This is a genomic window from Paucibacter sp. KCTC 42545, from assembly GCF_001477625.1.
Taxonomy (GTDB): Bacteria; Pseudomonadota; Gammaproteobacteria; order Burkholderiales; family Burkholderiaceae_C; genus Paucibacter_A.
This window is the reverse complement of the sequence record NZ_CP013692.1, coordinates 5,095,985-5,112,816: the sequence shown is the minus strand read 5'-3', so window position 1 is coordinate 5,112,816 and position 16,832 is coordinate 5,095,985. Positions and strand designations below refer to the sequence as shown.

Below are 16,832 nucleotides of genomic sequence, written 5' to 3'. Positions count from 1 at the left end.
GGAAAAACGTCGATTATGGCATCTTCCGCATCAAAAGGGAAAGCCCTTAGATACGACGACGCTTTTGCGGACGGCAGCCGTTGTGCGGCACTGGCGTCACGTCAGAGATCGAGTTGATCCGGATGCCCAGGGCGCCCAATGCGCGCACCGAGGACTCACGGCCAGGACCTGGGCCCTTGATCTTGACATCCAAATTCTTGATGCCTTGATCTTGAGCTGCACGACCTGCAACTTCAGCAGCGACTTGAGCTGCGAAAGGCGTCGACTTGCGCGAGCCCTTGAAGCCTTGTCCGCCACTGGAAGCCCAGGACAGTGCGCCGCCTTGGCGGTCAGTGATCGTGATGATCGTGTTATTGAACGACGCGTGAACGTGTGCAATGCCATCGGCGACGTTCTTGCGAACCTTCTTGCGAACGCGCTGCGCAGCCGAGTTATTGGGTGCTTTTGCCATCTTGACCTTCTTTCAATGCTTAGCGCAGATCACTTCTTGCCCGTAGCGGCCGACTTACGCGGGCCTTTACGAGTGCGAGCGTTCGTGCGGGTGCGCTGACCGCGCATCGGCAGACCGCGACGATGACGGAAACCACGGTAGCAACCGAGGTCCATCAAACGCTTGATGTTGATCGACATCTCGCGGCGCAGATCGCCTTCGATGGTCATGCGGCCCACTTCGTCACGGATCTTTTCCAGATCAGCGTCGGTGAGGTCCTTGACCTTCTTGTCGAACGGAATCGCGCAAGTTGTGCAGATCTTCTGGGCGGTCGTACGGCCAATGCCGTAGATCGAAGTCAGACCGATCTCAGTGTGCTTGTGCGGTGGAATATTAATACCAGCAATACGTGCCATTTGCGTCCTCTAATTCGCTCGTTAATGCAGCAATCAGCCCTGACGCTGTTTGTGGCGCGGATCTGTACAGATCACACGCACCACACCCTTGCGACGGATGACTTTGCAATTGCGGCACATCGGCTTGACGGATGCCGAAACTTTCATAGTCTGCTCCTTGACCTTCTCAAAAGCGCTCTCAGCGCGGAACCCGGGGAATTAAAAAGCTCACTTCGCCCGGAACACGATGCGAGCACGACTCAAGTCGTACGGGGTTAGTTCAACGGTGACCTTATCACCTGGCAAGATACGAATGTAATGCATACGCATCTTGCCCGAGATGTGGCCGAGAACGACATGCCCGTTCTCCAGCTTCACACGAAACGTAGCATTTGGAAGATTCTCAAGAATCTCGCCTTGCATCTGAATGACGTCGTCTTTCGCCATGCCTTCGTTTCTGTTCTGATGGATCTTGGTTAAACGTTGACTCAGCTTTTCAGCTGGCCTTGAAATTCGACTTCTTCAACAGCGATTCGTACTGCTGACTCATCACGTATGACTGCACTTGAGCCCAGAAGTCCATGGTGACCACAACAATGATCAACAAGGAGGTGCCACCGAAATAGAAGGGCACGTTGTACTTCAAGGTCAAGAACTCAGGCAACAAGCACACACCGGTGATGTAGATGGCGCCAGCCAGAGTCAGACGGGACAAAATCTTGTCAATATGTTTCGCAGTTTGCTCACCTGGGCGAATGCCCGGGATGAACGCGCCACTCTTCTTCAGGTTGTCTGCTGTCTCACGGCTGTTAAACACCAGAGCCGTATAGAAGAAGCAGAAGAACACAATGGCTGAGGCATACAGCAGCACGTAAATCGGCTGACCTGGATGCAGCATATCCGCGATGTTCTTCAACCAACGCATGCTGTCACCGGTTGCAAACCAACTCACCATGGTGGTCGGCAGCAGGATGATAGACGACGCGAAGATTGGCGGAATCACGCCCGACATATTGAGCTTGAGAGGCAGATGCGAGCTCTGGCCGCCGTAGACCTTATTGCCCACTTGGCGCTTGGCATAGTTCACCAAGATCTTGCGCTGACCGCGCTCGACAAACACCACCAAGTACGTCACAGCGACCACAACGGCCACAATGAACAAAGAGGACACAGGACCCATGGCACCGGTTTGCACCAGCCCCAACAAACCACCGATGGCACCTGGCAGACCTGCAGCGATACCGCCGAAGATCAGGATCGAAATCCCGTTGCCCAAGCCACGCTCGGTAATCTGCTCACCCAACCACATCAGGAACATGGTGCCTGCCACCAAGCTGGAAACTGCCGTGAGGCGGAAACCAAAACCGGGGCTGATCACCAGGCCTGCCGAACTTTCCAGCGCCAGAGCAATGCTCAAGGACTGAAAAATCGCCAGGCCCAAAGTGCCATAACGCGTGTACTGCGTGATCTTGCGGCGCCCTGCTTCGCCTTCCTTCTTCAGCGCTTCCAACGCCGGCACCACATAAGTCATCAATTGGATGACGATGGAAGCCGAGATGTAGGGCGTGATGCCCAGCGCGAAGACGGTAAAGCGCGACAGCGCACCGCCCGAAAACATATTGAACAGGGAAAGGATGCCACCCTCCTGACCCTTGAAGAACTGCTTCAGCTGGCCTGGATCGATACCGGGCACGGGGATATGCGCCCCGATTCGGTAGACCACCAGTGCCAGCAATAGAAACACAAGCCGACGACGCAAGTCGCCGAACTTGCCGCTCTTGGCCAGTTGGTTTGCGTTGGTAGCCACAGTTCCCTTGCCGTTCTATTTAGGCAACCGAGCCGCCAGCGGCTTCAATCGCAGCCTTAGCACCGACCGTTGCAGCCACGCCCTTGAGCGTAACTTTGCGGCTGATGGCGCCAGACAGAATGACCTTAGCATTGCGAGCCAGTTCAGGCACCAAGCCAACAGCCTTCAGCGTCAGCAGGTCGATCTCTTCGGCAACCAGGTTTTGCAGGTCGTCGAGGTTGATCTCAGCATTGAACTTCAGCGTGGTCGACTTGAAGCCGCGCTTAGGCAGGCGACGCTGCAAAGGCATTTGACCGCCTTCGAAGCCCACCTTGTGGTAACCACCAGCACGCGACTTTTGACCCTTGTGGCCGCGGCCGCAAGTTTTGCCCAAGCCCGAACCGATGCCACGGCCCACACGGCGCTTCGAGTGCTTAGCACCAGACGCGGGTTGAATCGTATTGAGTTGCATCTTCTTGTCCTCTAATCGTGATGGTGCTTAGAGCACCTGCACGAGGTAGGCGATCTTGTTGATCATGCCGCGAACCGCAGGCGTATCTTCCAGCACCTTGGTGCTGTTGAGCTTGCGCAAGCCGAGGCCAACCACGGTAGCACGGTGCGAAGCACGTGTGCCGATGGGGCTGCGAACCAGCTTGACGGTCAGAGTTTTCTTGTCAGACATATGTGACTCCAGTGCTGCGATCAGCCGAGAATTTCTTCGACCGACTTGCCGCGCTTGGCAGCAATTTGCGTTGCCGTCGTGGAGCGCTTGAGAGCGTCCAAGGTGGCACGCACCAGGTTGTAAGGGTTGGTCGAACCGTGGCTCTTGGTCACGATGTCGGTCACGCCCATCACTTCGAAGACTGCGCGCATCGGGCCGCCAGCAATAACGCCGGTACCGGGCTGTGCAGGCACCATCATCACGTGCGAAGCGCCATGCTCGCCCACCACATTGTGGTGAATCGAACCGTTGCGCAGATCGACCTTGATCATGTTGCGGCGAGCGGATTCCATGGCCTTTTGCACGGCGACGGGAACTTCCTTCGCCTTGCCTTTGCCCATGCCGATACGACCTGCGCCATCACCGACCACCGTCAGAGCTGCGAAAGACAGCGTACGGCCGCCCTTCACAACTTTGGTGACGCGGTTGATCGCGATCATCTTTTCCTTCAGGCCGTCGTCATTGCCTTCGGTCTGAACGCGGGGTTGAAACTTTGCCATTTCGAATTCCTTTGTGCGTCAGAACTGCAGACCGGCTTCGCGGGCTGCTTCGGCCAGGGCCTTGATCCGGCCGTGGTAGGCAAAGCCTGCGCGGTCGAAAGCAACCTTCTCGACGCCAGCGGCCTTGGCCTTCTCGGCGATACGCTTGCCAATCAGTGTCGCGGCAGCGACGTTGCCGCCCTTGCCATTGCCACCGAGTTGTTCGCGAACTGCCTTCTCGGCGGTCGAAGCGCTTGCCAGCACACGGGTGCCGTCGTCGGAAATGACGCTGGCGTAGATGTGCAGATTCGAGCGGAACACCGTCAAGCGCACAACGCGCTGGTTGGCGATGCGAGCACGGGTCTGACGCGAGCGACGGATGCGCTGTTCTTTTTTGGTCAACATTGCGCTGCTCCTTACTTCTTCTTGGTCTCTTTGAGAGAGACCTTTTCGTCAGAATAGCGGATGCCCTTGCCCTTGTAGGGCTCTGGCGGACGGAAGGCGCGCACTTCGGCGGCGATCTGACCGACCACTTGAGCGTCCGAGCCCTTGATCAGGATTTCGGTCTGAGTCGGGCACTCAACCTTGATGCCAGCCGGCATGTCTTTCACCACAGGGTGAGAGAAGCCGATTTGCAGGTTGAGCTTCTGACCTTGAGCCTGGGCACGGAAGCCCACGCCGACCAAGTTCAGCTTGCGCTCGAAGCCCTTGCTAACGCCAGTGACCATATTGGCCACCAAGGCGCGCACGGTGCCACTCATGGCACCAGCAGCAGTCGAGTCGTCCGTCGGGGCGAAGCTCAGCTTGCCGCCTTCGCTCTTGACCGACACCAGGCTGTTGATCGGACGCACCAGCGTACCGAGCGAGCCCTTGACGCTGATTGATTCAGCAGTAACGGTAACGTCCACACCTTGCGGGATGGCGACCGGCATTTTTCCAACGCGGGACATTGTTATATCTCCTTGCGCTTAGGCGACGTAGCAGAGCACTTCGCCGCCGATACCGGCTTGACGTGCTTTGCGGTCAGTCATCACGCCTTGCGGAGTGGTGACAATCGCCACACCCAGGCCATTCATGACCTGAGGAATGTCGTGGCGGCCCTTGTAGATGCGCAGGCCGGGACGGCTCACGCGCTCAATGCGCTCGATCACGGGCTTACCGCCGTAATACTTCAGCGAAATCTCCAGCTCAGGGCGGGCGGCTTCGCCACGCACCGCGAAACTGTCGATATAGCCTTCGTCCTTCAGGACTTTGGCGATCGCCACTTTCAACTTCGAGGACGGCATCACGACGCTGACCTTCTCAACGCTCTGGGCGTTGCGAATACGGGTCAGCATGTCGGCGATAGGATCACTCATGCTCATTTGCGATTTCTCCTAATCGTGCCGATTACCAGCTAGCCTTGACGACACCAGGGATGTCGCCTTTGAAGGCCAGCTCGCGAATCTTGTTACGGCCCAAGCCGAACTTGCGGAAAGTACCGCGGGGACGTCCTGTCAACGCGCAGCGGTTACGCTGGCGAGTGGGGTAGGCGTTGCGGGGCAGCTTCTGCAGCTCAAGACGAGCAACGTAACGCTCTTCGTCGGACTTCTTGGCATCGTTAGCGATGCCCTTCAGTTCGGCGTATTTCTTTGCATACTTGGCCACAAGCGCGTCGCGCTTGAGTTCACGTTGCTTAAGGGATGTTTTTGCCACGAGTCACCTCAGTTCTTGAACGGGAACTTGAATGCAGCCAGCAAGGCCTTGCACTCGTCGTCCGTCTTGGCGGAAGTGGTGATGCTGATGTTCAGCCCACGCAGCGCATCCACCTTGTCGTAGTCGATCTCAGGGAAGATGATCTGTTCTTTGACGCCGATGTTGTAGTTACCACGGCCATCAAACGAACGACCCGAGATACCACGGAAGTCACGCACACGCGGCAGAGCGATGGTGACAAAGCGGTCAAGGAACTCATACATCTGCACACCGCGCAGAGTCACCATGCAGCCGATAGGCACGCTGTCACGAATCTTGAAGCCGGCAATCGCCTTCTTCGACTTCGTCACAACAGGCTTCTGACCTGCAATCTTGGTCAAATCATTGACCGCGTGATCCATGACCTTCTTGTCGGCGACTGCTTCACTGACACCCATGTTCAGGGTGATCTTGGTGATGCGAGGCACTTCCATGACCGAGGTGTAACCAAACTTCTCGGTGAGGCCAGGCACAACTTTTTCGCGATAAAACGCTTGCAAACGAGCCATGTCTAACCCCTTAAGCCTTGATCTCTTCGCCGGTCGACTTGTAAACGCGCACCTTCTTGCCATCGGCGAGGGACTTGATGCCCACGCGATCGGCCTTGCCGGATGCAGCGTTAAAAATCGCCACGTTGGATTGATGAATAGGCATTGTCTTGTCGACGACGCCGCCAGTCGTACCCTTCATGGGGTTCGGCTTGACGTGCTTCTTGACGACGTTGATACCTTCCACAACGATGTGGTCGGCATCAATGCGTTGCGCAACTGCGCCACGCTTGCCCTTGTCGCGACCGGTCAAAACAATGACTTGGTCGCCTGTACGAATCTTGTTCATGGCTTACCTTTGACTGTGACCGAGCTCAGAGAACCTCTGGCGCCAGCGACACGATCTTCATGAAGCGCTCGGTACGCAGTTCACGCGTCACGGGGCCGAAGATACGGGTGCCGATCGGCTCCAGCTTGGCATTCAGCAGCACGGCGGCATTGCCGTCGAACTTCACCAGCGAGCCGTCTTGACGACGGACACCCTTGGCGGTACGAACGACCACAGCGCTGTAGACCTCACCCTTTTTCACTCGGGCACGAGGAGCAGCTTCTTTGATGCTGACCTTGATAATGTCGCCAATGCCTGCGTACCGACGCTTGGAACCACCAAGCACCTTGATACACATGACGGACTTGGCGCCAGTGTTGTCCGCGACGTCGAGTCGCGATTGCATTTGAATCATGTTATCCCCAACTTTTCTTAAATTCCCCGCCACCCAGGATCATCCCAGCGCAACAGAGTCATCAAGCAGTCTTGGGCCCGTTGACCAAACTCAAAACCTTGCTCACGTCAGTGAGAGTCTTGCGCTCAGCAGTTGAGGGCGGATCCGAGGCCAGAGCACACCACCGGATGTGTCTTGCGTTCGGCGAAGCTTTAGATTGTGCACTGAACGCACCTGGTGCGTCAAGCACTTTCTCAAAAGAAATTAAGGCGCAGGGCAGAAAACAGCTCTACCCTGCGCCTAGTCAATCAGTTTGCCTTGGCTTGGGCCAGCATGGTGGCCGCATCGCTCACTTCAAACTTGCCCGGTCCCTCGATGTTGAGCGTCTTGACCTGGCCATTGACCAGCAACATCGAATAACGCTGCGAGCGCAAGCCCATGCCATGCGCGCCCAACTCCAAAGTCAGGCCCGTAGCCTTGGTGAAGTCGGCATTGCCGTCGGCCATCATACGGATGACGCCGTTCGTCTTCTGGTCGCGCGCCCATGCGCCCATCACGAACGCGTCATTGACGGAAACACACCAGATCTCGTCAACGCCAGCAGCCTTCAGTGCCTCAGCCTGCTCTTTGTAGCCCGGCACATGCTGAGCCGAGCAAGTGGGCGTGAAAGCGCCTGGCAGCGCGAACACAGCAATCTTCTTGCCGGCAGTAGCCGCGGCAATATCCACGGCATTTGGGCCGAGCGAGCAGCCCTCGCCCGCGACTTCAATGAATTCCTGCAGTTTGCCTGCGGGCACTTGATCACCAATCTTCAACATAGCAGCTCCTTGTTTGGTGAGAAAGGCGTCGCCGTACTTATGCGGCGCCAATAAAAAAACGGTCGGCCGCTAGTATTCCAGCGTTCCGACCGTTTCATGCTTTATGCGGCACAAGACCACACAAAGCAAACGTCTTCAATCAACGAGAGATTAGACGGCTTGAGCCTTCTCAACCAAGCGGGTCACAACCCAGCTCTTGGTCTTGGACAGCGGACGGCCTTCGGCGATCTCGACCACATCACCCATCTTGTACTCGCCATTTTCATCATGGGCGTGGTACTTGCGGGAGAGGGCCACGATCTTGCCGTAGAGCTCGTGCTTGGCACGACGCTCGACCAGCACGGTCACGGTCTTGGAGCGCTTGTCGCTGACCACACGGCCCACCAGGGTACGTGTGTTCGTAGTTGCTTGAGCTTGCGTCATTTCGCGGCTCCCTTCTTCTTCTCGTTCAAGATGGTCTTGACGCGAGCGATGTCACGGCGCGTGTTGCCCAAAACAGTGTGATTGCTCAACTGTTGTGTGGCTTTTTGCATGCGCAGGCCGAAATGGGCCTTGAGCAGATCGGTCACTTCCTTTTCCAAGGCAGCGACGTCTTTGCCACGCAGTTCAGATGCTTTCATGGTGTTCTCCGCTTCAGGTGCCGACCTGGCGCGTCACGAAGGTGCAGCTCAGGGGCAGCTTTGCAGCCGCCAGAGTGAACGCTTCGCGAGCCAGGGCTTCCGGCACACCGTTGATCTCGTAGAGCACCTTGCCAGGCTGAATCTCAGCGACATAGTACTCTGGGTTGCCCTTACCGTTACCCATACGGACTTCGGCAGGCTTCTGGGAGATCGGCTTGTCAGGGAAGATGCGGATGAAGATACGACCACCGCGCTTGATATGGCGCGAGATAGCACGACGTGCAGCTTCGATCTGACGAGCCGTCAAACGGCCGCGCTCGGTTGCCTTCAGGCCGAAATCGCCAAAAGACACCGCAGCACCACGGGTAGCAACACCCGTGTTACGACCCTTTTGCTCCTTGCGATATTTGCGACGAGCTGGTTGCAGCATTGTTATTCTCCTTTGGCTTCGCCAGCCACCGGTGCGGCCTTGCGGACCACACGCTTGGCAGCGGGCTGAGCAGCGTCACCGGCCGGCTTGTCACCGTCGGCGCGCGGGCCACGGTCACCACCGGGACGGCCACGGCCACTCGGTGCGCCAGGACGGGTATTGCGACGTGGGCGACGATCGTCTTCACCAGCTTCGCTCTTGATCACGGGGGCATCGCCATTGGCGAGGCGGTCACCGCGATAGACCCAGACCTTGACACCGATGATGCCGTAGGTCGTGCTGGCTTCAGAGAAACCGTAGTCAATGTCAGCCTTCAGGGTGTGCAGCGGCACACGGCCTTCACGGTACCACTCGCAACGAGCGATTTCGATACCGTTCAGACGGCCCGACGACATGATCTTGATGCCCTGAGCGCCCAAACGCATTGCGTTCTGCATCGCACGCTTCATGGCGCGACGGAACATGATGCGCTTTTCCAGCTGCTGGGTGATCGAGTCAGCGATCAGTTGAGCATCGATTTCAGGCTTGCGCACTTCTTCGATGTTCACTGCCACTGGCACGCCTAGACGCTTGGTCAGCTCGGCCTTCAGGTTTTCGATGTCTTCGCCCTTCTTGCCGATCACCACGCCCGGACGAGCCGAGTAAATGGTGATACGTGCGTTCTTGGCAGGACGCTCGATCAGAATGCGCGACACAGCGGCATTCTTCAGCTTGGTCTTCAGGTATTCGCGAACTTGCAGATCTTCGGCCAGCATGGTGGCGAAGTTCTTGTTCGACGCGTACCAACGCGAAGCCCAATTACGGGTGACTGGCAGGCGAAAGCCAACCGGATGGATTTTTTGTCCCATAGTCTTCCTTCAGCCTTCAGTTGCCGACCGACACGAAGATGTGGCAAGTGGGCTTGCTGATGCGGTTGCCACGGCCTTTGGCGCGGGCAGAGAAACGCTTCAGAGTTGCACCTTGCTCCACATAGATCGTGGTGACCTTGAGCTCATCAATATCAGCGCCGTCGTTGTGCTCGGCGTTGGCGATGGCGCTTTCCAGCGCCTTCTTGATGATGACTGCAGCCTTCTTCTGGGTGAATTCCAGGATGTTCAGCGCGTGGTCCACCTTCTTACCGCGGATCAGGTCAGCCACCAGGCGGCCCTTATCACACGACAGGCGAACACCGCGAACGATTGCTTTGGTTTCCATCGTTGGCATCCTTATTTCTTCCCGGCCTTCTTGTCGGCGGGGTGGCCTTTGAAGGTGCGGGTCAGCGCGAATTCGCCCAGCTTGTGGCCGACCATCTGGTCCGACACATAAACTGGCACGTGTTGCTTGCCGTTGTGCACAGCGATCGTCAGTCCGATGAATTCGGGCAGGATCGTCGAGCGACGCGACCAAGTCTTGATAGGCTTTTTGTCCTTGTTGGCAACCGCCTTCTCGACCTTAGCCAAGAGGTGATGGTCAATGAAGGGGCCCTTCTTGAGTGAACGAGTCATGGCCTACCCTTTACTTCTTGCGACGCGAAACGATGAACGTCTGCGTACGCTTGTTGTTACGAGTGCGGTAGCCCTTCGTGAGGGTGTTCCACGGCGACACGGGCGCTTGGCCTTCGCCGGTACGACCTTCACCACCACCGTGCGGGTGATCCACCGGATTCATGGCAGTACCACGAACGGTCGGACGGATGCCCTTCCAACGGATGGCACCGGCCTTGCCGTACTGGCGCAGCTGATGTTCTTCGTTAGACACTTCACCAATGGTGGCGCGGCAGTCGATGTGAATGCGACGGACTTCGCCCGAACGCAAACGCAGCTGAGCGTAAACACCTTCACGCGCCATCAACACCACCGAAACGCCAGCCGAACGGGCGATTTGAGCACCCTTGCCTGGCAGCATTTCAACGCAGTGGATTGTGGAACCCACCGGGATGTTGCGGATCGGCAGGGAGTTACCGGCCTTGATCGGGGCTTCCGCGCCGCTCAAGATGGTTGCACCGACTTCCAGACCGCGAGGAGCGATGATGTAGCTACGCTCGCCGTCGGCATAGCACACCAGAGCGATGTGGGCCGTACGGTTCGGGTCGTACTCAATCGTCTCAACCTTGGCCGGAATTCCGTCCTTGTTGCGCTTGAAGTCGACCACGCGGTAGTGGTGCTTATGACCACCGCCCTTGTGGCGAATCGTGATGTGACCGTTGTTGTTACGGCCAGAATTCTGGATTTGCGGCTCAAGCAAAGCTGCGTGGGGCGCGCCCTTGTGCAGATGCTTGTGCACGACCTTCACAACGGCACGGCGGCCGGGTGAGGTTGGCTTGACTTTAACGACGGCCATTACGCAGCCTCCCCGGAGAAGTTGAGCTCTTGGCCCGGCTTCAGCGACACGTACGCCTTCTTGACGTGGTCGCGTCGACCGATGGAGCGGCCAAACTTCTTGACCTTGCCCTTGACCTGAACAACGTTCACAGCCGCAACCTCGACCTTGAACATCAGTTCAACAGCGGCCTTGATTTCGGGCTTGGTGGCGTCACGCAAGACCTTGAACAACACTTGGTTGTGCTTCTCAGCAACCGCCGTAGCCTTTTCAGACACGATGGGCGCCAACAGCACCGAGGCCAAACGGCCTTCAGAATAAGTTTTCACAGCGCTCATGCCAGCATCTCCTGGAGTTGCTCCATTGCGGCCTTAGTCACCAACACCTTCTTGTAGAAGACGAGCGACAGCGGGTCAGCGTAACGGGGCTCACAAACCAGCACATTGGCCAGATTGCGCGAAGCGAGCAACAGGTTGTCGTCCACTTGGTCGGCAATCAGCATCACCGATTCCAGGCCCATGGCCTTGAACTTGGCAGCCAACAGCTTGGTCTTGGGGGCTTCGAGGGAAATCGAATCCACCACGGCCAGGCGACCTTCACGAGCCAGCTGCGACAAGATGGCGGCCATACCGGCGCGGTACATCTTCTTATTCAGCTTGTGCGTGAAGTTTTCGTCGGGCATGTTCGGGAAAATCCGACCACCGCCACGCCACAAAGGCGAGGAGGTCATACCAGCACGCGCGCGGCCAGTTCCCTTTTGACGGAACGGCTTCTTGGTCGAGTGCTTGACTTGTTCGCGGTCCTTCTGGGCGCGGGTACCTTGGCGAGCGTTGGCCTGGAAGGCCACGACCACCTGGTGCACCAGGGCTTCGTTGTAATCGCGAGCAAACAGCGTGTCAGGAGCGTCCACCTTGGCAGTGGCCTGACCTTGCTCATTCAGGAGCTCGAGCTGCATCAGTTGGCTCCCTTCTTGACCTTGACCTTGACGGCAGGGCGCACGACCACGTGGCCGTTTTTGGCGCCCGGAACGGCACCGCGGACCAGCAGCAATTGACGAGCTTCGTCAACGCGCACGATGTCCAGGTTTTGCACGCTCACGGTCACATCACCCAGGTGGCCCGACATCTTCTTGCCAGGGAACACACGACCGGGATCCTGGGCCATCGAGATGGAGCCAGGAACATTGTGCGAACGGCTGTTACCGTGGGACGCACGCTGCGAATGGAAGTTGTGACGCTTGATGGTGCCTTCAAAGCCCTTACCGATGGAAGTGCCTTGCACGTCCACCAGCTGACCCGCTGCGAACAGCGAGACCGGCACTTGCGCGCCCAGCTTGTACTCAGCAGCGACTTCAGCGGCAACGCGGAATTCGCTCATCACACGACCGGCTTCAACACCCGCCTTGGCGAGGTGACCGGCTTCCGGCTTGGTCACGCGCGAAGCTTTGCGCGAACCGAACACCACCTGAATGGCGGTGTAGCCGTCGTTTTCTACGGTCTTGATCTGGGACACGCGGTTATCGGACACATCCAACACCGTCACAGGCACGGCATCGCCGTCGTCCGTGAAGATGCGCATCATGCCCACCTTGCGGCCCAGCAATCCGAGACGATTGCTTAGACTCATGGTTTTCTCCAGCCCCACAGGTTGACCCTGGAAGCCATTTACAAACACCCGACAACGATTGGCCGGGGCGACCTCGACACCGATTAACCAACAAGGACCAAAATCCTCGCCAATTACCGGTGCGAAAAATCCCGCGCAGGAGATTCCAACGCGGGAAAGCTTGCGAGTATAGCGTGCACGCCTTGTTTCAGGCAAGCACTACTTGCTAAGCGCCATAAAAAAGGGCAGCCGAGGCCGCCCTTCTTCATTTGCAACCCGAGAGGCTCGGGCCAGCAAACTTTTACTGCAACTTGATTTCGACGTCCACGCCAGCCGGCAGGTCGAGCTTCATCAAGGCATCAACCGTCTTGTCGGTCGGGTCCACGATGTCCATCAGACGCTGGTGAGTGCGGATTTCGAACTGGTCGCGCGAAGTCTTGTTGACGTGCGGCGAACGCAGGATGTCGAAACGCTGCATGCGTGTCGGCAGGGGCACGGGGCCCTTGACGATGGCGCCAGTGCGCTTAGCCGTCTCAACGATTTCGGCAGCCGATTGGTCGATCAGCTTGTAGTCAAACGCCTTCAGGCGGATGCGGATCTTTTGCTTTTGCATGACGATTCCTTCAAAGAACGAGCGACCGAAGTCGCGATGGTGGTGAAGCCCGGGCGCCGCTTTAAACAGCTCCCGGGACGATCACGCAAAAGACTTAGGCCAGGATGGTGGCAACCACGCCCGAACCCACGGTACGGCCACCTTCGCGGATAGCGAAGCGCAGACCGGTTTCCATGGCGATCGGAGCGATCAGCTTCACGGTGATGCCGACGTTGTCGCCAGGCATGACCATTTCCTTGTCGGCGGGCAGCTCAACAGCGCCGGTCACGTCAGTCGTACGGAAGTAGAACTGAGGACGGTAGTTGTTGAAGAAAGGCGTGTGACGGCCGCCTTCTTCCTTGCTCAGAACATAGATCTCAGCAGTGAAGTGGGTGTGCGGCTTGATCGAGCCGGGCTTGGCCAGAACTTGGCCGCGCTCGACGTCTTCACGCTTGGTGCCGCGCAGCAAGATGCCGACGTTGTCGCCAGCTTGACCTTGGTCCAGCAGCTTGCGGAACATTTCCACGCCGGTAACGGTGGTCTTCTGAACGTCGCGGATACCGACGACTTCGATTTCCTCGCCGACCTTGATGATGCCGCGCTCAACACGACCGGTCACCACAGTGCCGCGACCCGAGATCGAGAACACGTCTTCCACGGGCAGCAGGAAAGCGCCGTCAACGGCACGGTCAGGCTGAGGGATGTAGGTGTCCAGTGCATCGGCCAGACGCATGATGGCTTGCTCGCCCAGGTCGCCCTTGTCGCCTTCCAGAGCCAGCTTGGCCGAACCCTTGATGATGGGGGTGTCGTCGCCGGGGAAGTCGTACTTGGACAGCAGCTCGCGCACTTCCATTTCGACCAGTTCCAGCAGCTCAGCGTCGTCGACCATGTCGCACTTGTTCAGGAAGACGATGATGTACTTCACGCCGACCTGACGAGCCAACAGGATGTGCTCGCGAGTCTGGGGCATTGGGCCGTCAGCGGCCGAGCAAACCAGGATCGCGCCGTCCATCTGAGCGGCGCCGGTGATCATGTTCTTCACATAGTCAGCGTGGCCGGGGCAGTCAACGTGAGCGTAGTGGCGGTTAGCCGTTTCGTACTCAACGTGAGCGGTGTTGATCGTGATGCCGCGCGCTTTTTCTTCGGGGGCTGCGTCGATCTGGTCGTAGGCCTTGGCCTCGCCGCCGAACTTGGCCGACAGCACGGTTGCGATTGCAGCCGTCAGCGTGGTCTTGCCATGGTCAACGTGACCGATGGTGCCGACGTTGACGTGCGGCTTGGTGCGCTCAAATTTACTCTTTGCCATTGCTATTGCTCCAAAAAGAACATGTCGCCAGTCTGAGGGTTTAGCGTTTCCGTGCACTCTTGATTTCCCGCCGACTGGCAAACGGGAAGAGCCTCACGAAGACGATTCAAATGAAGTGAGTGAACCAAGGCGATAAAACCTCAGCCCAACTCAGTAGGAGGGGCCAGATCGGTTGCGCAGACCCAACCCCAACTCAATCAATGGGGTCGGAGCCGCTGCGCGGGTCCAACCCCAAGACTTTACTTACCGCGAGCGGTAATGATGGCTTCAGCCACGTTCTTAGGAGCTTCGCTGTAGTGCTTGAACTCCATGGTGTACGTAGCGCGGCCTTGCGTTGCGGAACGCAGAGTCGTCGAGTAGCCGAACATTTCCGACAACGGGACTTCGGCCTTGATGACCTTGCCGCCGCCGACCATGTCGTCCATACCTTGAACCATACCGCGACGGCTGGACAGGTCGCCCATCACGTTACCGGCGTAGTCTTCAGGCGTCTCAACTTCCACGGCCATCATCGGCTCCAGGATCACCGGCGAAGCCTTACGGCAGCCTTCCTTGAAGCCCATCGAAGCGGCCATCTTGAAGGCGTTTTCGTTCGAGTCAACTTCGTGGTACGAACCGAAGGTCAGTGTGACCTTGACGTCAACCACGGGGAAGCCTGCCAGCACGCCGTTAGGCAGGCTGTCGATGACGCCCTTCTCAACCGCGGGGATGAATTCGCGAGGAACCACACCGCCCTTGATAGCGTCGACGAACTCGAAGCCCTTGCCCGGCTCTTGCGGCTCAACCGTCAGAACCACGTGGCCGTACTGACCCTTACCACCGGACTGGCGAACGAACTTGCCTTCGACGTCGGTTGCGGTCTTGCGGATGGTTTCGCGGTAAGCCACTTGCGGCTTGCCCACGTTGGCTTCCACGCCGAACTCACGCTTCATGCGGTCGACAATAATTTCCAGGTGCAACTCGCCCATGCCGGAAATGATGGTCTGGCCCGATTCTTCGTCGGTACGCAGGCGGAAAGAAGGATCTTCCTTGGCCAGACGGCCCAGGGCGATACCCATCTTTTCCTGGTCAGCCTTGGTCTTGGGTTCCACGGCCTGCGAAATCACAGGCTCAGGGAACACCATCTTTTCCAAGGTGATGATCGACTCGGGATCGCACAGGGTTTCGCCTGTGGTCACGTCCTTCAAGCCCACGCATGCAGCGATGTCGCCGGCCAGAATTTCCGAGATTTCTTCGCGCTGGTTGGCGTGCATCTGCAAGATCCGGCCGATACGCTCTTTCTTGCCACGAATCGGGTTGTAAACCGAGTCGCCCGACTTCAGCACGCCGGAGTAAACGCGCACGAAAGTCAGCTGACCGACGTAGGGGTCGGTCATCAGCTTGAAGGCCAGAGCCGAGAACTTGGCCGAGTCGGAGGCGTCACGCGTCACCGGCAGGTCATCTTCGTCGGTGCCAGGCACGGGAGGAACGTCGATCGGCGAAGGCATGAAGTCCAGCACGCCGTCCAGCATGCGCTGCACGCCCTTGTTCTTGAACGCGGTACCGCAGAACATCGGCTGGATTTCGGCAGCCAGAGTACGCGTACGGATGCCCTGCATGATTTCAGCTTCGCTGAGCTCACCGGTTTCCAGGTACTTGTTCATCATGTCTTCGTTGGCTTCGGCGGCGGCCTCAACCAAGTTGTCACGCCACTTTTGAGCTTCTGCCAGCAACTCGGCAGGGATCTCGCGGTAGTCGAACTTCATGCCCTGGGAAGCTTCGTCCCAGTAGATCGCCTTCATGACGATCAGGTCGATCACGCCCTTGAAGTTTTCTTCGGCGCCGATCGGCAGCACGACGGGAACCGGGTTCGCCTTCAGACGAGCCTTCATCTGGTCAACGACTTTGTAGAAGTTGGCGCCAGTTCGGTCCATTTTGTTGACAAAGGCCAGACGCGGCACTTTGTACTTGTTGGCTTGACGCCAGACGGTTTCCGACTGCGGCTGCACGCCACCCACGGCGCAATAGACCATGCAGGCGCCGTCCAGCACGCGCATGGAACGCTCCACCTCAATGGTGAAGTCCACGTGGCCGGGGGTGTCAATAATGTTGATGCGATGCTCAAGGCGGCTCGCGTCCATGCCCTTCCAGAAGCAGGTCGTTGCTGCGGAAGTAATGGTGATGCCGCGCTCTTGCTCCTGCTCCATCCAGTCCATGGTGGCGGCGCCATCATGCACTTCACCGATTTTGTGGTTCACACCGGTGTAGAAGAGGATCCGCTCGGTCGTCGTGGTTTTGCCAGCGTCGATGTGCGCCGAGATACCGATATTGCGGTAGCGCTCGATGGGGGTCTTGCGTGCCATGATGTCACTCCAAAAAGGCAGGAGCCGCCAACGGGTCAGTAATAACCCGAGGCGGCTGAATCGAAC

Annotated in this window: 29 protein-coding genes; all 29 read right to left on the bottom strand. The window is 57.9% G+C overall.

What is annotated here, in order from left to right:
* Positions 1-46: 46 nt before the first annotated feature.
* Positions 47-451: a 30S ribosomal protein S11 gene (rpsK, locus tag AT984_RS21975; protein ID WP_058721926.1), complete on the bottom strand. Its 405-nt coding sequence runs from the start codon at positions 449-451 to the stop codon at positions 47-49.
* 29 nt (positions 452-480) lie between these two features.
* Positions 481-846: a 30S ribosomal protein S13 gene (gene rpsM, locus AT984_RS21970; RefSeq protein ID WP_058721925.1), complete on the bottom strand. Its 366-nt coding sequence runs from the start codon at positions 844-846 to the stop codon at positions 481-483.
* A 33-nt stretch (positions 847-879) separates the two neighbouring features.
* Positions 880-993: a 50S ribosomal protein L36 gene (gene rpmJ / locus AT984_RS22725; RefSeq protein ID WP_082680256.1), complete on the bottom strand. Its 114-nt coding sequence runs from the start codon at positions 991-993 to the stop codon at positions 880-882.
* Positions 994-1,053: 60 nt separating this feature from the next.
* Complete coding sequence (gene infA, locus AT984_RS21965; protein WP_009855680.1) at positions 1,054-1,272, bottom strand: translation initiation factor IF-1; 219 nt, start codon at positions 1,270-1,272, stop codon at positions 1,054-1,056.
* 49 nt (positions 1,273-1,321) lie between these two features.
* On the bottom strand, positions 1,322-2,632 hold the full coding sequence (secY, locus tag AT984_RS21960; protein WP_058721924.1) for a preprotein translocase subunit SecY: 1,311 nt from the start codon (positions 2,630-2,632) through the stop codon (positions 1,322-1,324).
* Positions 2,633-2,651: 19 nt separating this feature from the next.
* The gene (rplO, locus tag AT984_RS21955) at positions 2,652-3,083 is read right to left on the bottom strand and encodes a 50S ribosomal protein L15 (protein ID WP_058721923.1); all 432 of its coding nucleotides are present in this window, start codon (positions 3,081-3,083) and stop codon (positions 2,652-2,654) included.
* A gap of 27 nt (positions 3,084-3,110) precedes the next feature.
* Entirely contained in the window at positions 3,111-3,293 is a 183-nt protein-coding gene (gene rpmD / locus AT984_RS21950) for a 50S ribosomal protein L30 (protein ID WP_058721922.1), read from the bottom strand.
* A 20-nt stretch (positions 3,294-3,313) separates the two neighbouring features.
* Positions 3,314-3,832, bottom strand: a complete 519-nt coding sequence (gene rpsE, locus AT984_RS21945; RefSeq protein ID WP_058721921.1) for a 30S ribosomal protein S5 — start codon at positions 3,830-3,832, stop codon at positions 3,314-3,316.
* An 18-nt stretch (positions 3,833-3,850) separates the two neighbouring features.
* A complete protein-coding gene (gene rplR / locus AT984_RS21940; protein WP_058721920.1) occupies positions 3,851-4,216 on the bottom strand; it encodes a 50S ribosomal protein L18 in 366 nt (121 codons plus the stop codon).
* An 11-nt stretch (positions 4,217-4,227) separates the two neighbouring features.
* Positions 4,228-4,761, bottom strand: a complete 534-nt coding sequence (rplF, locus tag AT984_RS21935; protein WP_058721919.1) for a 50S ribosomal protein L6 — start codon at positions 4,759-4,761, stop codon at positions 4,228-4,230.
* Positions 4,762-4,779: 18 nt separating this feature from the next.
* Positions 4,780-5,175, bottom strand: a complete 396-nt coding sequence (gene rpsH, locus AT984_RS21930; RefSeq protein WP_058721918.1) for a 30S ribosomal protein S8 — start codon at positions 5,173-5,175, stop codon at positions 4,780-4,782.
* A gap of 25 nt (positions 5,176-5,200) precedes the next feature.
* Positions 5,201-5,506, bottom strand: coding sequence for a 30S ribosomal protein S14 (rpsN, locus tag AT984_RS21925; protein WP_058721917.1), 306 nt, complete (start codon positions 5,504-5,506; stop codon positions 5,201-5,203).
* 8 nt (positions 5,507-5,514) lie between these two features.
* Positions 5,515-6,054: a 50S ribosomal protein L5 gene (gene rplE / locus AT984_RS21920; protein ID WP_058721916.1), complete on the bottom strand. Its 540-nt coding sequence runs from the start codon at positions 6,052-6,054 to the stop codon at positions 5,515-5,517.
* A gap of 10 nt (positions 6,055-6,064) precedes the next feature.
* On the bottom strand, positions 6,065-6,382 hold the full coding sequence (gene rplX, locus AT984_RS21915; RefSeq protein WP_058721915.1) for a 50S ribosomal protein L24: 318 nt from the start codon (positions 6,380-6,382) through the stop codon (positions 6,065-6,067).
* Positions 6,383-6,407: 25 nt separating this feature from the next.
* Entirely contained in the window at positions 6,408-6,776 is a 369-nt protein-coding gene (rplN, locus tag AT984_RS21910) for a 50S ribosomal protein L14 (protein ID WP_058721914.1), read from the bottom strand.
* A gap of 287 nt (positions 6,777-7,063) precedes the next feature.
* Positions 7,064-7,573 (bottom strand): peroxiredoxin, encoded by a 510-nt coding sequence (locus tag AT984_RS21905; protein WP_058721913.1) that lies wholly within the window; start codon positions 7,571-7,573, stop codon positions 7,064-7,066.
* Between the two features lie 150 nt (positions 7,574-7,723).
* Positions 7,724-7,996 (bottom strand): 30S ribosomal protein S17, encoded by a 273-nt coding sequence (rpsQ, locus tag AT984_RS21900; RefSeq protein WP_058721912.1) that lies wholly within the window; start codon positions 7,994-7,996, stop codon positions 7,724-7,726.
* Positions 7,993-8,193 (bottom strand): 50S ribosomal protein L29, encoded by a 201-nt coding sequence (gene rpmC, locus AT984_RS21895; RefSeq protein WP_058721911.1) that lies wholly within the window; start codon positions 8,191-8,193, stop codon positions 7,993-7,995. Before rpmC ends, rpsQ begins: the two co-directional genes overlap by 4 nt.
* Before the next feature lie 13 nt (positions 8,194-8,206).
* Positions 8,207-8,623 carry a 50S ribosomal protein L16 gene (gene rplP, locus AT984_RS21890; RefSeq protein ID WP_058721910.1) on the bottom strand — a complete coding sequence of 139 codons (417 nt, stop codon included), beginning with the start codon at positions 8,621-8,623 and terminating at the stop codon, positions 8,207-8,209.
* Positions 8,624-8,625: 2 nt separating this feature from the next.
* Entirely contained in the window at positions 8,626-9,471 is an 846-nt protein-coding gene (gene rpsC, locus AT984_RS21885; protein ID WP_058721909.1) for a 30S ribosomal protein S3, read from the bottom strand.
* Positions 9,472-9,487: 16 nt separating this feature from the next.
* Entirely contained in the window at positions 9,488-9,817 is a 330-nt protein-coding gene (gene rplV / locus AT984_RS21880; protein WP_058721908.1) for a 50S ribosomal protein L22, read from the bottom strand.
* Between the two features lie 11 nt (positions 9,818-9,828).
* The gene (gene rpsS, locus AT984_RS21875; protein ID WP_058721907.1) at positions 9,829-10,107 is read right to left on the bottom strand and encodes a 30S ribosomal protein S19; all 279 of its coding nucleotides are present in this window, start codon (positions 10,105-10,107) and stop codon (positions 9,829-9,831) included.
* Between the two features lie 10 nt (positions 10,108-10,117).
* Positions 10,118-10,942, bottom strand: coding sequence for a 50S ribosomal protein L2 (gene rplB / locus AT984_RS21870; protein WP_058721906.1), 825 nt, complete (start codon positions 10,940-10,942; stop codon positions 10,118-10,120).
* Positions 10,942-11,259, bottom strand: coding sequence for a 50S ribosomal protein L23 (gene rplW / locus AT984_RS21865; protein WP_058721905.1), 318 nt, complete (start codon positions 11,257-11,259; stop codon positions 10,942-10,944). Before rplW ends, rplB begins: the two co-directional genes overlap by 1 nt.
* Complete coding sequence (gene rplD, locus AT984_RS21860) at positions 11,256-11,876, bottom strand: 50S ribosomal protein L4 (RefSeq protein ID WP_058721904.1); 621 nt, start codon at positions 11,874-11,876, stop codon at positions 11,256-11,258. The genes rplW and rplD overlap by 4 nt, the downstream gene beginning before the upstream one ends.
* Positions 11,876-12,547 carry a 50S ribosomal protein L3 gene (gene rplC / locus AT984_RS21855; RefSeq protein WP_058721903.1) on the bottom strand — a complete coding sequence of 224 codons (672 nt, stop codon included), beginning with the start codon at positions 12,545-12,547 and terminating at the stop codon, positions 11,876-11,878. The genes rplD and rplC overlap by 1 nt, the downstream gene beginning before the upstream one ends.
* 280 nt (positions 12,548-12,827) lie before the next feature.
* A complete protein-coding gene (gene rpsJ, locus AT984_RS21850; protein WP_058721902.1) occupies positions 12,828-13,139 on the bottom strand; it encodes a 30S ribosomal protein S10 in 312 nt (103 codons plus the stop codon).
* Between the two features lie 94 nt (positions 13,140-13,233).
* A complete protein-coding gene (gene tuf / locus AT984_RS21845) occupies positions 13,234-14,424 on the bottom strand; it encodes an elongation factor Tu (protein WP_058721888.1) in 1,191 nt (396 codons plus the stop codon).
* 239 nt (positions 14,425-14,663) lie between these two features.
* Positions 14,664-16,766: an elongation factor G gene (gene fusA / locus AT984_RS21840; RefSeq protein ID WP_058721901.1), complete on the bottom strand. Its 2,103-nt coding sequence runs from the start codon at positions 16,764-16,766 to the stop codon at positions 14,664-14,666.
* Positions 16,767-16,832: the final 66 nt, after the last annotated feature.

What these genes read in the sequence shown, in the direction of transcription:
- rpsK (WP_058721926.1), bottom strand. Translation starts at nt 451, where the DNA reads ATGGCAAAAGCACCCAATAACTCGGCTGCGCAGCGCGTTCGCAAGAAG.
- rpsM (WP_058721925.1), bottom strand. Translation starts at nt 846, where the DNA reads ATGGCACGTATTGCTGGTATTAATATTCCACCGCACAAGCACACTGAG.
- rpmJ (WP_082680256.1), bottom strand. Translation starts at nt 993, where the DNA reads ATGAAAGTTTCGGCATCCGTCAAGCCGATGTGCCGCAATTGCAAAGTC.
- infA (WP_009855680.1), bottom strand. Translation starts at nt 1,272, where the DNA reads ATGGCGAAAGACGACGTCATTCAGATGCAAGGCGAGATTCTTGAGAAT.
- rplO (WP_058721923.1), bottom strand. Translation starts at nt 3,083, where the DNA reads ATGCAACTCAATACGATTCAACCCGCGTCTGGTGCTAAGCACTCGAAG.
- rpmD (WP_058721922.1), bottom strand. Translation starts at nt 3,293, where the DNA reads ATGTCTGACAAGAAAACTCTGACCGTCAAGCTGGTTCGCAGCCCCATC.
- rpsE (WP_058721921.1), bottom strand. Translation starts at nt 3,832, where the DNA reads ATGGCAAAGTTTCAACCCCGCGTTCAGACCGAAGGCAATGACGACGGC.
- rplR (WP_058721920.1), bottom strand. Translation starts at nt 4,216, where the DNA reads ATGTTGACCAAAAAAGAACAGCGCATCCGTCGCTCGCGTCAGACCCGT.
- rplF (WP_058721919.1), bottom strand. Translation starts at nt 4,761, where the DNA reads ATGTCCCGCGTTGGAAAAATGCCGGTCGCCATCCCGCAAGGTGTGGAC.
- rpsH (WP_058721918.1), bottom strand. Translation starts at nt 5,175, where the DNA reads ATGAGCATGAGTGATCCTATCGCCGACATGCTGACCCGTATTCGCAAC.
- rplE (WP_058721916.1), bottom strand. Translation starts at nt 6,054, where the DNA reads ATGGCTCGTTTGCAAGCGTTTTATCGCGAAAAAGTTGTGCCTGGCCTC.
- rplX (WP_058721915.1), bottom strand. Translation starts at nt 6,382, where the DNA reads ATGAACAAGATTCGTACAGGCGACCAAGTCATTGTTTTGACCGGTCGC.
- rplN (WP_058721914.1), bottom strand. Translation starts at nt 6,776, where the DNA reads ATGATTCAAATGCAATCGCGACTCGACGTCGCGGACAACACTGGCGCC.
- AT984_RS21905 (WP_058721913.1), bottom strand. Translation starts at nt 7,573, where the DNA reads ATGTTGAAGATTGGTGATCAAGTGCCCGCAGGCAAACTGCAGGAATTC.
- rpsQ (WP_058721912.1), bottom strand. Translation starts at nt 7,996, where the DNA reads ATGACGCAAGCTCAAGCAACTACGAACACACGTACCCTGGTGGGCCGT.
- rpmC (WP_058721911.1), bottom strand. Translation starts at nt 8,193, where the DNA reads ATGAAAGCATCTGAACTGCGTGGCAAAGACGTCGCTGCCTTGGAAAAG.
- rplP (WP_058721910.1), bottom strand. Translation starts at nt 8,623, where the DNA reads ATGCTGCAACCAGCTCGTCGCAAATATCGCAAGGAGCAAAAGGGTCGT.
- rpsC (WP_058721909.1), bottom strand. Translation starts at nt 9,471, where the DNA reads ATGGGACAAAAAATCCATCCGGTTGGCTTTCGCCTGCCAGTCACCCGT.
- rplV (WP_058721908.1), bottom strand. Translation starts at nt 9,817, where the DNA reads ATGGAAACCAAAGCAATCGTTCGCGGTGTTCGCCTGTCGTGTGATAAG.
- rpsS (WP_058721907.1), bottom strand. Translation starts at nt 10,107, where the DNA reads ATGACTCGTTCACTCAAGAAGGGCCCCTTCATTGACCATCACCTCTTG.
- rplB (WP_058721906.1), bottom strand. Translation starts at nt 10,942, where the DNA reads ATGGCCGTCGTTAAAGTCAAGCCAACCTCACCCGGCCGCCGTGCCGTT.
- rplW (WP_058721905.1), bottom strand. Translation starts at nt 11,259, where the DNA reads ATGAGCGCTGTGAAAACTTATTCTGAAGGCCGTTTGGCCTCGGTGCTG.
- rplD (WP_058721904.1), bottom strand. Translation starts at nt 11,876, where the DNA reads ATGCAGCTCGAGCTCCTGAATGAGCAAGGTCAGGCCACTGCCAAGGTG.
- rplC (WP_058721903.1), bottom strand. Translation starts at nt 12,547, where the DNA reads ATGAGTCTAAGCAATCGTCTCGGATTGCTGGGCCGCAAGGTGGGCATG.
- rpsJ (WP_058721902.1), bottom strand. Translation starts at nt 13,139, where the DNA reads ATGCAAAAGCAAAAGATCCGCATCCGCCTGAAGGCGTTTGACTACAAG.
- tuf (WP_058721888.1), bottom strand. Translation starts at nt 14,424, where the DNA reads ATGGCAAAGAGTAAATTTGAGCGCACCAAGCCGCACGTCAACGTCGGC.
- fusA (WP_058721901.1), bottom strand. Translation starts at nt 16,766, where the DNA reads ATGGCACGCAAGACCCCCATCGAGCGCTACCGCAATATCGGTATCTCG.